General features: G+C 68.0%; 10 protein-coding genes. 7 read left to right on the top strand and 3 right to left on the bottom strand.

The genetic code is table 11. The features are described from left to right. Positions 1–36: 36 nt before the first annotated feature. Genes G6N44_RS16425 through G6N44_RS16415 form a run of 3 tightly spaced genes read left to right on the top strand, consistent with a single transcriptional unit; the run spans position 37 to position 3,331 of the window. Positions 37–939 (top strand): hotdog family protein, encoded by a 903-nt coding sequence (locus tag G6N44_RS16425; RefSeq protein ID WP_235683100.1) that lies wholly within the window; start codon positions 37–39, stop codon positions 937–939. Further along, complete coding sequence (locus G6N44_RS16420; protein ID WP_163665720.1) at positions 939–2,051, top strand: CoA transferase; 1,113 nt, start codon at positions 939–941, stop codon at positions 2,049–2,051. The genes G6N44_RS16425 and G6N44_RS16420 overlap by 1 nt, the downstream gene beginning before the upstream one ends. Then, positions 2,045–3,331 carry an amidohydrolase family protein gene (locus G6N44_RS16415; RefSeq protein ID WP_163665718.1) on the top strand — a complete coding sequence of 429 codons (1,287 nt, stop codon included), beginning with the start codon at positions 2,045–2,047 and terminating at the stop codon, positions 3,329–3,331. The genes G6N44_RS16420 and G6N44_RS16415 overlap by 7 nt, the downstream gene beginning before the upstream one ends. On the opposite strand, the gene fabG is transcribed toward G6N44_RS16415, so the two are convergent. The 3 genes from fabG to G6N44_RS16400 form a co-directional block, all read right to left on the bottom strand. After that, positions 3,328–4,107, bottom strand: a complete 780-nt coding sequence (fabG, locus tag G6N44_RS16410; protein ID WP_163665716.1) for a 3-oxoacyl-ACP reductase FabG — start codon at positions 4,105–4,107, stop codon at positions 3,328–3,330. The genes G6N44_RS16415 and fabG overlap by 4 nt on opposite strands. A 26-nt stretch (positions 4,108–4,133) precedes the next feature. Further along, positions 4,134–5,036 carry an alpha/beta hydrolase gene (locus G6N44_RS16405; RefSeq protein WP_163665714.1) on the bottom strand — a complete coding sequence of 301 codons (903 nt, stop codon included), beginning with the start codon at positions 5,034–5,036 and terminating at the stop codon, positions 4,134–4,136. A gap of 165 nt (positions 5,037–5,201) precedes the next feature. Further along, positions 5,202–7,400 (bottom strand): acyl-CoA dehydrogenase family protein, encoded by a 2,199-nt coding sequence (locus tag G6N44_RS16400; RefSeq protein WP_163665712.1) that lies wholly within the window; start codon positions 7,398–7,400, stop codon positions 5,202–5,204. A 124-nt stretch (positions 7,401–7,524) separates the two neighbouring features. On the opposite strand from G6N44_RS16400, the gene G6N44_RS16395 reads away from it, so the two are divergent. The 4 genes from G6N44_RS16395 to G6N44_RS16380 all read left to right on the top strand — a co-directional run bounded on the left by G6N44_RS16395 (position 7,525) and on the right by G6N44_RS16380 (position 11,995). Then, positions 7,525–8,748: an alpha/beta hydrolase gene (locus G6N44_RS16395; RefSeq protein WP_163665710.1), complete on the top strand. Its 1,224-nt coding sequence runs from the start codon at positions 7,525–7,527 to the stop codon at positions 8,746–8,748. 26 nt (positions 8,749–8,774) lie between these two features. Then, on the top strand, positions 8,775–10,193 hold the full coding sequence (locus tag G6N44_RS16390; RefSeq protein WP_163665708.1) for a WS/DGAT/MGAT family O-acyltransferase: 1,419 nt from the start codon (positions 8,775–8,777) through the stop codon (positions 10,191–10,193). Positions 10,194–10,266: 73 nt separating this feature from the next. Next, complete coding sequence (locus tag G6N44_RS16385) at positions 10,267–10,455, top strand: ferredoxin (protein WP_163665707.1); 189 nt, start codon at positions 10,267–10,269, stop codon at positions 10,453–10,455. 10 nt (positions 10,456–10,465) lie between these two features. Continuing rightward, positions 10,466–11,995 carry a GMC family oxidoreductase gene (locus tag G6N44_RS16380; protein WP_170309372.1) on the top strand — a complete coding sequence of 510 codons (1,530 nt, stop codon included), beginning with the start codon at positions 10,466–10,468 and terminating at the stop codon, positions 11,993–11,995. Positions 11,996–12,094: the final 99 nt, after the last annotated feature.

Below are 12,094 nucleotides of genomic sequence, written 5' to 3'. Positions count from 1 at the left end.
CTGGTGGTCGGCCAGATCTTCGACACCGCGCCGTCGATGACGCTGTCCGCCGGTGCGGCCGCGACACATCAGGCGATTCTCGGCGACCGACTGCGCCTGGCGCTCGACGCAGAACTCGCCGCCGCGGTGACGGGGGAGCCCGGGCCGCTGGCGCATCCGGCGCTGGTCTGCGATGTCGCGATCGGTCAGAGCACGTTGGTGACGCAACGGGTGAAGGCCAACCTGTTCTACCGCGGCCTGGCGTTCCACCGCTGCCCCGTGATCGGGGACACCCTGTATACGCGCACCGAAGTGGTTGGCCTGAAGCAGAATTCAACGAAACCGGGGCGGGCCGCCACCGGCCTGGCCGCCCTACGGATGACCACTGTCGACCAGTTGGACCGCAAGGTTCTCGACTTCTACCGCTGCGCGATGCTGCCGCTCTCCGGAGATGACGTGGACACCGGGCACGCCGACGATCTGTCGACGATTGGTGCCGATTCGGCGACACCGAACCCCACCGACGGCTGGGATGCCGACGCCTTCCGGACCCGGGTGCCCGGACCGCATTTCGACCCGACGGTGGCCGGAGCGGTGCTGCACAGTACCGCCGACGTGGTCAGCAGTGCTCCGGAACTGGCCCGGCTGAGTCTGAATATCGCTGCCACCCACCATGATTGGCGGTCCGGTGGTCAGCGCCTGGTGTACGGCGGGCATACCATCGGGCTGGCTCTGGCCCAGGTCAACCGGTTGTTGCCGAACCTGGTCACCATCCTGGGCTGGGAATCCTGTGACCACACCGGTCCGGTGCACGAAGGCGACACACTGTTCAGCGAGTTGCATGTGGAATCGGCCGATGCCGGCGTGCTGCAACTGCGCTCGCTGGTGTACGCCGCCGGCGGACCCGACAGCGACGACCGCCAGGTGCTGGACTGGCGGTTCAGCGCGTTGCAGTTCTGATGACACCGTTGGCGATCCCGAGGGTCCTGCTGAGGCAGGCCCAGGGGGTCGCCGACGAATTCACGGCGCACACCGCCGTCGCGGTCGACGCCACCGAGCTACTCACCGGGCGTGCCGCGCTGCTGGACATCGCGCCGCACGGACAGTCCTCGGCGGGCGGGGCGACGCTACTGCTGGCCACCCAGGACCGATGGTGCGCCCTCACGCTGTCACGGGCCGATGACATCGACATGATTCCCGCGCTGCTGCAGCAGGATCCGGCGGAAGGCGACGTATGGCCGGCGATCCGATCCTGGGCCGCCCAGCGCACCGCTGCCGAGGTCGCCGAACGGACCCGCCTCCTGGGACTGCCGGTGGCAGTGCTCGGAGAAACCGCACCCAAACCGCCCGAGGTGAAGCACCTCGCACCCCGGCAGGCGGGCCCGCTGGCCGGGATGTTGGTGGCCGACCTGTCGTCGATGTGGGCCGGGCCGCTGTGTGGACAGCTGCTGGCCCGGGCCGGTGCCACCGTGGTCAAGGTGGAGAGCCGCAACCGGCCGGATGGTACCCGCGCCGGATCGGCGGAGTTCTTCGCCTGGATGAACGGTGAAAAGCTCTGCTATGCCACCGATTTCGACCGGCCACACGACGTGGCTGCGCTGCTCGACGTTGCCGATGTGGTGATCGAGGCGTCGCGCCCGGCGGCTCTGGCCCGGCGCGGATTGGGTCCGGGCGCCGTCACGGTCCGGCCCGGCCGGATCTGGTTGCGAATCACCGGGCATGGAACAGACGGGGAGAAGGCCGATTGGGTGGCATTCGGTGACGACGCTGCCGTATCGGGTGGTCTTGTCGGATACCGCGAGGGCACACCGGTATTCGTGGGTGACGCCATCGCCGACCCCCTCACCGGGTTGCACGCCGCGGCCGCCGTGGCCGCATCGCGGGAACGCGGCGGCGGTGAGCTGATCGAGTTCTCGATGGCGGCCGTGGCGGCCGGCTATCCCCCCGGGGGCGGCGACGACGTAGAGGTGATCCCGGTGCGCCCCGCTGCTCGCCCGGCCGGCAGCGAGCTCGGAGCCGACAACGAGGCGGTGCGCCGGCTCGTGGCGGAACGGGCTGCTGCCCCATGCTGATTCGACGTGCAACGCTTCTCGACGACACCGTCGTAGACATCCGGCTCGGCGAGACTATCGAGCAGGTCGCCGCGTCGTTGCCGTCGCAGCCCGGGGAGCAGGTGATCGACGCCGGGTACGGCACCGTGATCCCCGGCCTCCACGATCATCACCTGCACGTGTACTCGGCTGCGGCCGAACAGGATTCGATTCGGATCGGGCCCGCTGAGGTTGCCGATCAGACTGGGCTGGCCGCGGCCTTGACGGGCGCGGCGGCCGGCGTCGACGGCTGGATCCGGGCGGTTGGTTACCACGAGGCGGTGGCCGGTCCGCTGGACCGGCGGCTGCTCGACCGGCTGATCCCCGGTGTCCCGGTGCGTGTGCAGCATCGCAGTGGGGTGTTGTGGACCGTGAACTCGGCAGGACTTGCCGCGCTCGGTCTGGCCGACCATCCCGACGGGATACTGCGCAGCGCGGACCCGACCTGGTCGGATGCGCTGCAGCGTCGGCCCGCGGAGGTGGCCGAGCTCAGTGCCCGGCTGGCCGGCTACGGGGTCACCGGCGTCACCGATGCCACCCCTGACCTGCAGCCCGGGGATCGGCCGGTCGGTCTCCTGCAGCGCGTGCACTGCCTGGCCCCCGGGAAACGAATCCTGCATGACGACGGACTCGATCTGGATGCGCTGACGGCATGGATCTCCGAGCAGCATCGGGACGGTGTACCGGTGGCGGTGCACTGCGTGACCTCGGCCCAACTCGTTGTCACCATCGCCGCGCTGCGGGAGGCGGGCAGCAGCCATCCGGCCGACCGGATCGAGCACGCCGCGATGGTGCCCACGGACTGCGTCGGCGACCTCGTCGCACTCGGGGTCACCGTGGTGACCCAGCCCAATTTCGTGGCGGAGCGAGGCGATCAATACCGCACGGATGTGCCTGCCGCCGAGCAGGATCAGCTCTGGCGGCTGGCGACGTTGCTGTCCGCGGGTGTGCCGGTGGCGTTGTCCACCGATGCGCCGTTCGGTGCCCCCGATCCGTGGGCCGCCATGCGTGCGGCGGTGCATCGCCGCACGCCGCGTGGTGCGGTGCTGAACCCGGTCGAACGGGTTTCGGGCGGTCGCGCGTTGACGTTGTTCCTGGGCGGCGCGACCGAACCGGCCCGGCCGCGGCGCGTCGCTCCCGGTGAACCCGGAGACCTGTGCCTGCTGGCGGCCTCCCCGCAGCGCGTGGTCGAGGAGCTCGACGCCGAACTGGTGGCCGCCACGATCGTCGGCGGAGTGGTGGTGTTCGAGCGGGGTTTCTAGAGTTCCGTGATCGCCAGGTGGGATTCGGGCAGAACCTGTCCGCCATCCACGACCAGCGATTGTCCGGTGATGTAGGCGGCCTCGTCGGTGGCGAAGAACAACGCCGCATTACCGATGTCGGCCACCGATCCGAGGCGACCCGCAGGCACTGCCGAGGCCATCTGGGCGAGGTAGTCCTGGCCCAGTTCGCCCAGGCCCTCGGTGATGATGTTGCCGGGCAGTACCGCGTTCACGGTGATGTTCTTGGACGCCAGTTCCAGTGCCGCGGTGCGCACGAACCCCAGCTGAGCTGCTTTGGACGCGCCGTAGTGCGACCAACCGGGGTAGCCGGTGATCGGGCCGGTGATCGAGGACGTGATGACGACGCGGCCGTGACCGCTCGCGGTCAGTGCTTCGAGGGCGGCCTGCACGATGTAGACGGTGCCCTTGAAATTCACCGCAAGAACCTGGTCGATGTCGTCGGGTGTGAGGTCCTCCAGACGGCCCGAGGGAAAAATGCCTGCGTTGGCGCAGACGATGTCCAGTCCGCCGTGCCGTTCGACGGCGGTATCGACGGCCCGCCGGGAATCTTCTGGGCTGGTGACGTCCGCGCGCAGGGCGCTGACCCGCCCGGGGGCGTCGGCGAGCGCCTCGACCGTCTCGTCGAGGTGGGTCTGGTGGCGGCCGGTGATCAGTACGTTCACACCGGCTTTGGCGAAGGTCTGGGCGATACCGCGGCCGATACCCCTGCTGCCGCCGGTGACGATGGCCGAGCGACCCTGAAGTGAAGCGAACATGGATGGGCAGTCCCCTGGGGCGTGGATCAGGCGAACGCAGCTCGTAGGCTCGCACATTGACTGGCCATGAAGGCTTGGGCCACAGGTGTTTTCGCTGCGATCTGGTCGAACCCGTGGAATGCCCCGTAGACCTGCTCGACCTGACATTCGACCCCCGCGGCCCGTAACCGCTCGGCGTACGCCATGTCCTCGTCGTGGAACAGGTCCAACGTCCCGACGCCGATCCAGGCGGGTGGCAACCCGGCCAGATCTTCGCGACGTCCGGGCACCGCGGTCGCCGGGTCGGCTCCGCCGAGGTAGGCCGACCAGCCGAATTTGTTGCTGCCCTGCGTCCACAGCCGGTGGCCGGGATTCTCCAACTCCGGGCCCACCGAGCGGTCATCGAGCATCGGGTACACGAGTATCTGTGCGGCGAGGGCAACCTCACCGCGGTCACGGGCGAGCAGCGCAAGGGCGGCAGCCAATCCGCCGCCTGCGCTGGCTCCGGCGATCGCGACCCGTGAGGCGTCGACCGCGGGAAGTCCCGCGAGCCATTTCAGCGCCTCGTAGCAGTCCTCCAACCCGGCCGGGTAGGGGTTCTGCGGCGCGAGGCGATACTTGACGGCCGCCACCGTGATGCCGAGTTCCCTGGCGAAGCGCCGGCACAGGGCGTCGTCCTGGGCCGGGCTGCCGAGGACGTAGCCGCCGCCGTGGATCCACAGCAGCGCCGGCGTCGGTTCGGTGACCCCGGTCGGCCGGATCAACCGCACGCTCACACCCGAGCTCAAGGTGAGCACCTCGACGTCGTCGGGCGTCTGCCGGTTCTGCAATCCCGTCAACCGCTGGAGCAACGGCAGGGAACGCCTGGTCACCAGTTGGCGGGGGATGAATCGGGCGATGCGTTCGAGGTCGGGGTGGAAGCTGGGCCGGCCGTCTGTGGTCGCAGTCACAGTGTCCGTTCTACCCGGTGATCTCGGCGGCATGTCAAGCAGGCCCTCCGTCGTCGTCGGCGAGCGTGCCGCGCATGAATACGCGCCATTTCCTACGCCGGGGTCGTGGGTCGCGTCGCGCCGCGACCCAGAGGTAGAAATCGGTGGGCCAGCGGCGCGCGGGTGTTACTTCAGCAGCGGGTCGCGGGGCAGGCCGAGGATGCGCTCGGCGATGGTGTTGCGAGTGATCTCGGAGGTCCCGCCGGCAATCGTCATGGCCCGGTTGCCCAGGTAGGCGCGGGTCAGTTTCGGCGTCTGGCCGGTCACCCCGGCCGAGCCGACCAGATCCATGCCCAACTCGGTCAGATGCTGGGAATGCTCGGCGACCAGCAGCTTGGTGACGTTGCCCTCGGGTCCGGGCTCGGTTCCGGCGATGGCCCGGCTGACCCGGCGCAGGTTCAGCAACCGCAGCGTGTGGCCCACGGCGATCACCTCGCCGGCGCGGCGCAGGTAGCGGGCCCCGTCGGGATCTGCGTCGATCAGCGCCACCAGTTCGTCGGCGTCGAATCCGGTCGGCGCCGCCGACCCGCCGCCGATCGAGATGCGCTCATTGCCCAAGGTGGCACGCGCCACCAGCCAGCCCTTGTTCACATCGCCGACGACATCGGCGTCGGGGACGAACACGTCGTCGAAGAACACCTCGTTGAAGTGTGCGTCGCCGGTCAGCCCGCGCAACGGATTCACCGTCACCCCGGGGGACTTCATGTCGATCGCCATCATGGTGACGCCGGCGTGTTTGGGTGCGTCGGGATCGGTGCGCACCGTGGCCAGGCCCCACTGGCAGTGCTGGGCCAGGCTGGTCCACACTTTCTGGCCCGTCACCCGCCAGCCGCCGTCGACCTTCTTGGCCGCGGTACGCACGGCGGCCGCGTCCGAGCCGGCGCCCGGCTCGGAGAACAGCTGGCACCACATGACCTGCCCGCGCAGCACCGGCTCCACCCAGCGCTCGCGCTGATCGTCGGTGCCGGCCTGGGCGATGGTCAGGGTCACCCACCCGGTGATCCCCATGTCCGCCCGCTCGACTGGGCCTGATTCCCCGGTCGCTCCGCTCCTGCCCGCCGAGCCGAATTCCTCCTCGATCACCAACTGCTCCAACACATTCGCGGCCCGGCCATACGGCTTGGGCCAGTGCGGCACCAGGTAGCCGGAATCCACCAGGTAGTCGCGGCGCTTGTCCTCGGGCAGCGCCTTCACCGCCGCTGCCGCGGCCTGCGCGTCCTGGCGGTACTGCTCGGCATCTTCGGGCAGCGTGAAGGACGCCCCGTGTGCCTGCCCGCCGCGCTGGCCGTCGACGACGTCGACCAGCGGATCGGCGCCGTCGCCGAGCACTGCGGCCAGGGTCCGGGCGCGGCGCAGGTACAGGTGGGCGTCGTGTTCCCAGGTGAAGGCGATGCCGCCGTGGAGTTGCACGTTGGTCTGTGCACAGAAGATCTGGGCCCGGATGGCGTGGGCGGCGGCCACCGCGGCGGCGAACCACGCGCCGTCGAGATCGTCGGCGCGGGCGGCGTCCCATACCGCTGCGGTGGTCTGTTCGGCGTCGACGAGCATGTTGGCGGCGTGGTGTTTGACGGCCTGGAAGGTGCCGATGGTGCGACCGAACTGTTCGCGCACCTTGGCGTACTCGACGGCCATGTCGAGTGCGGCCCAGGACACGCCGACCGCCTCTGCCGCGCCGAGGATGCGGAACACCGTGCGGGCCGCACGTGCGGCGCCGCGCAGGATGCGGCTCTCGTCGACCGCGACCGCGCGCAGATCCACTGCACCGATGCTGCGGGTGGTGTCCAGGGAATCCTGGGCGGTGACGGTGATTCCGTCGGCCGTGGCGTCCAGGATCACGACGTCGTCGCCGACGGCCAGTACGAATACGTGCGCGTCGGGCGCGCCCAGTACCGCGCGGGCCTGCCCGCCGAGGAGGCCGTCGGCGCCGATGCTCACCGAACCCGCCAGCCCGAGTGCCGCCACCGTCGTACCGTCGGCGAGGCCCGGAAGGAGTTCGGCCCTTACGGAATCCGGTGCGTAGCGGTCGATCACCGCCGAGGCGGAAACGGTCGGCAGGAAGGGTCCCGGGCTCAGTTCGCGCCCGGCGACCTCGGCCACCACCGCGAGTTCGGACAGGCCGAATCCCGATCCGCCGTACTCCTCGGAGATGGCGAGTCCGTTCCAGCCGAGTCCGGCACCGGCCGACCAGATCTCGTCGGGGTAGGTGCCGGCCTTTTCCAGGGTGGCGCGGGCGGCTGCGCGACTGTCGAGCCGGTTCAGCTGCCCCAGTGCAGACTCGGCGAGGTCCAGGTGCTCTTCGGTGATGGCCAGCGCAGACTTAGTCATGATTAGCGAAGCTAACGGGGGTGGCACGGATAAGTCGATGTGATGCAGGTCACAATTCGATGCCCGGTGGACAAGTCGGCGAAGTTGTCGCCTGAGCCGATATGCCGCGGGGTACGCTCGCGCAATGACGGCACGTCCGGATAACCGGTACCCCGCACCCACGCTCGCCGATCGGGCACGATGGTTGCTACATGCCAAGCCGGCCGACCATATGCTGGCGCTCAGCGTGGCATCGGCTTCGCTACCAGTGGTGGGCAAGCGCCTGGAACCGCTCGGCGCACTTGCTGCCATGAGCGTGTGGGGTTTCCGTCACCTGCCCGAGTTCGTCACGTCCTCGGCGAAGTCCTGGTTCGCCCCGGACGACAGCGAGCTCCGCCGGTCGGAGCGGGAGCAGACCAACGCCGTCGTCCAGGAAGCGCTGCGCGGCGTGGTCTCGCCCGCTGACCTGGCCATCGACTGGCCGGCCCCGGACAACATGCCGCCGTTGTGGCACACGTACGAATACCGCCGCAACGTGCACCGGACCTCGGTGCGCTACGGCGACGACCCGGCCCAGCTGCTCGATGTGTGGCGGCCCAAGCATCTGCCCACCGAGCCCGCACCGGTGCTGCTGTTCGTGCCGGGTGGCGCCTGGGTGCACGGCGGCCGGATTCTGCAGGGCTACGCGCTGTTGTCGCACTTGGCCCAGCAGGGCTGGGTGTGTCTGTCGATCGACTACCGGGTGGCCCCGCATCACCGCTGGCCGAGGCACCTCGACGACGTCAAAGCCGCGATCGCCTGGGCGCGGGCCAACGTCGACAAGTTCGGCGGCGACCGCAATTTCGTCGCCATCGCCGGCGGCTCGGCCGGCGGCCACCTGGCCGCACTGGCCGGCCTCACCCCGAACGACCCGGACATGCAGGGCGATCTGCCCGACGGGGCCGACACATCAGTCGATGCCGTGGTGGGCATCTACGGACGTTATGACTGGGAGGATCGCTCCACCGAGGAGCGGGTCCGATTCGTCGACTTCTTGGAGCGGATCGTGGTGGGTCGCAAGATCGACCGCCATCCCGAGGTCTTCAGGCAGGCTTCACCGATCGCGCAGATCCATCCCGATGCGCCGCCGTTCCTGATCATCCACGGCACCGGTGACAGTGTCATTCCGGTGGCGCAGGCCCGCAGCTTCGTCGACAAGCTCAAGGCCGTCTCACGGGCCGTGGTCAGCTACATTGAGCTGCCCGGCGCCGGGCATGCCTTCGACATGACGGACGGAGCCAGGACCGGAGCGATGGCCACCGCAATCGGCTTGTTCCTCAACCAAATTCACCGAAACCGGGCGATGGGCGAGGCCAAAGCAGTCATCTAGACGTTTCCACACCTGGGGAGGACACCGTGAAGCGGTTGAGTGGGTGGGACGCGTTCCTGCTTTATACAGAGACACCCAATGTGCACATGCACACGTTGAAGATTGCGGTCATCGCGCTCGACGACGTTGGGGACCGGACATTCGGGATCGACGAGTTCCGGGAGGTCATCCGCGGACGGCTGCACAAGCTCGACCCGTTCCGGTATCAGCTCGTCGACATCCCGTTCAAGTTCCACCACCCGATGTGGCGGGAGAACTGCGACGTCGACCTGGAGTACCACGTCCGGCCCTGGCGGGTGCGCGCCCCGGGTGGGCGCCGCGAACTCGACGAGGCCATTGGCGAGATCGGCAGTACCCCGCTGGACCGTGGCCGTCCGCTGTGGGAGATGTACTTCGTGGAAGGCCTGGCCAACGGTCGTATTGCGGTGGTCGGCAAGATTCACCACGCGCTGGCCGATGGGGTCGCCTCGGCGAATCTCCTGGCCCGGGGGATGGACCTGAGCGACAGTCCGGACCGTGACGACGAATCGTATGCCACCGATCCGGCGCCCACCAAGACCGAACTGGTGCGCTCGGCGTTCGCCGATCACATGCGCCAGCTCGGCCGGTTACCCGGGACCGTGCGTTACACCACCAAGGGTCTCGGACGGGTTCGGCGCAGCAGCCGCAAGCTGTCGCCGGAGTTGACCCGGCCGTTCACCCCGCCGCCCAGCTTCATGAACCACATCCTCGACGAGAAACGGCTGTTCGCCACGGCCACACTGGCATTGGCTGAAGTCAAGGAGACGAGTAAAAAGCTCGGGGTGACGATCAACGATCTGGTGCTGGCCATGTCGTCGGGAGCGCTGCGCGCGCTGTCACTCAAGTACGACGGCCATGCCGACCACCCGCTGCTGGCCTCGGTGCCGATGAGTTTCGACTTCTCGCCGGACCGCATCTCGGGTAACCGCTTCAGCGGTGTGTTGGTGGAGTTGCCGGTGGATGTCGCCGATACCGCCGAGCGGGTGCAGCGTGCCCACGATGCGGCGGTCCTGGCCAAGGAAAGCCATCAACTGATCGGCCCGGAACTGATCGCGCGCTGGGCCGCGTACATGCCGCCGGCGCCGGTCGAGGCGGCGTTCAAGTGGCTGTCCAATCAGGACGGTCAGAACAAGGTGCTCAACCTCAACATCTCGAACGTTCCCGGACCGCGGGAACGCGCCAAGGTCGGTGGTGCCACGGTCACCGAGATCTACTCGGTGGGACCGATCACCACGGGCAGCGGGCTGAACATCACGGTGTGGAGCTATGTCGACCAGCTCAACATCTCGGTGCTCTCCGACGATGCCACGGTGGATGATCCGCACGAGGTCACCGACGGCATGCTCGAGGAGTTCCGCGAAATCCGCAGGATTGCAGGGCTTTCGGACAGGTTGACCGTGGTCGAGTCTGCGATGCCGCAATAGTCCCCTTGCGCTCGCCGACCGAGGAGTACCATTTATACAAGAAGAACTTGGATAAACTCCTCCGGAGGTTACAGTGCGCGTTGAAGTCGATCTGGATCGATGTGAAGGCAATGCCATCTGCGTGAAGCTCGCCCCGCAGCTGTTCCAACTCGATGAGAACGACTATTCGGTGGTCCAACTGGATCCGGTGCCGCCCGAAATGGAAGAGCTTGCCGCCCAGGCGATCGAGGAATGCCCGCGGGCGGCTCTGCGACGCGCGTAGCCTCCCTTCGGTGGGAGACCGTTCATCCGACGCCGTGCCAGACGGAGACGTCGCTGATTTCATCGTCGTCGGGGCGGGTTCGGCCGGGTCGATCGTGGCGTCACGGTTGGCCGCGGCAGGTGCGGACGTAGCGTTGGTCGAGGCCGGCGGCACGGATCGTCGACCCGACGTTCGGATACCGGCTGGGATTGCCTCGCTGTACATGACCGCGAACTGGAAACACCAGTGCGCGCCGGACCCGAGCAAGGGCGACATCGTCGAGCACTTCCCCGGCGGGCGCATCATCGGCGGCAGCGGGTCGATCAACGCCATGGTCTACGTGCGGGGACGCGCCGCGGACTACGACGGGTGGGCCGAGGCCGGATGCGATGGCTGGTCGTTCGACCGGGTTCTGCCGCATTTCAAGGCAATCGAGAACTGGGTCGGTGGCTCCGACGAGTATCGCGGTGACGCCGGACCGATTCCGGTGTCGTGGTGCGGACACCGCCACGAGGTCGACGAGGCGTTCATCGCCGCCGCCACCGAGGCCGGACATGATCCCAACCCGGACCAGAACGGTCGGTCACAACTGGGCGTGTCCCGGACTCAGGTCAACCAGCGTCGGGGCCTGCGGGTCTCCTCGGCGCGTGGCTTTCTGCGGTCGTTACCACGAGATCGACGGCCGCGGCTGCTCGCCAGGACGACGGTGTCGAAGGTCCTCATCGAGAACGGTCGAGCCGTCGGCGTCGACTGCGGGGGCCGCAAACTGCTTGCCCGCCAAGAAGTTATCGTGAGCGCAGGTGCCATCGGCTCGCCGACTCTGCTGTTGCGCTCGGGAATCGGGCCGTCGGGCACCGCACTCGACCTTCCCGGCGTCGGCGAGAATTTCCAAGACCACCTGGTCGGTAGTCAATTCTGGGAATCGAAGGTGCCCACGGCAAATACGCTCGGCCCGGTCAGGGCGCTCAAGGGCATTCGGTCATTGCTGATGCACGGCGACGGCATCCTCACCATGTCGCCGTTCGAAGCTCAGATCTTCACCGAAGACTTCCAAATCGCGGTCAGCCCTATACATTACGAACTCAACGGGACCACCGGCCGGACGGCGATCGAACGGGTGGACGGGTTCACGGTCTACACCGTTCTCATGCATCCGCAGACCCGGGGCCGCGTCGGACTGCACAACGGGAAAGCCCGGATCGAATTCCAGCGTTTGGGTGACGGCGACGACGTCGACCGGCTCCGCACGGGGATGAGCCTCGCCCGCGACGTCGTCGAGGGAGCCTCGGCGATGAGAGGTGTCGCCGGCGCCTACCTGAACACCGGCGATCAGGATCATGCGTGGCTGGCCCGCCGGGAGAGCAGCATCGGTCACGCCGTGGGAACCTGCCGCATGGGTACCGATGACGGGTCGGTCGTGGACCCCGAATTGCGGGTACACGGCATCGACGGCCTCCGCGTCATCGACGCATCCGTCATGCCGACGTTGACTTCGGGCAACACCAACGCGCCCACGATGATGATCGCCCACCGCGCCGCCGATCTCGTGCTGCGCAGCTGAGCCTTGCGTTCCAGCCTGCGGGGAATGGAGCGGACTATGGTCCGGTTGATTTGAAGCGGCAACTTCGACCCTGCAGTCACGACAAGCTGCGGGGGACGA

It is taken from the genome of Mycolicibacterium alvei (genome assembly GCF_010727325.1).
GTDB classification, from domain to species: domain Bacteria; phylum Actinomycetota; class Actinomycetes; order Mycobacteriales; family Mycobacteriaceae; genus Mycobacterium; species Mycobacterium alvei.
This window is presented reverse-complemented; position numbering and strand designations above follow the sequence as displayed.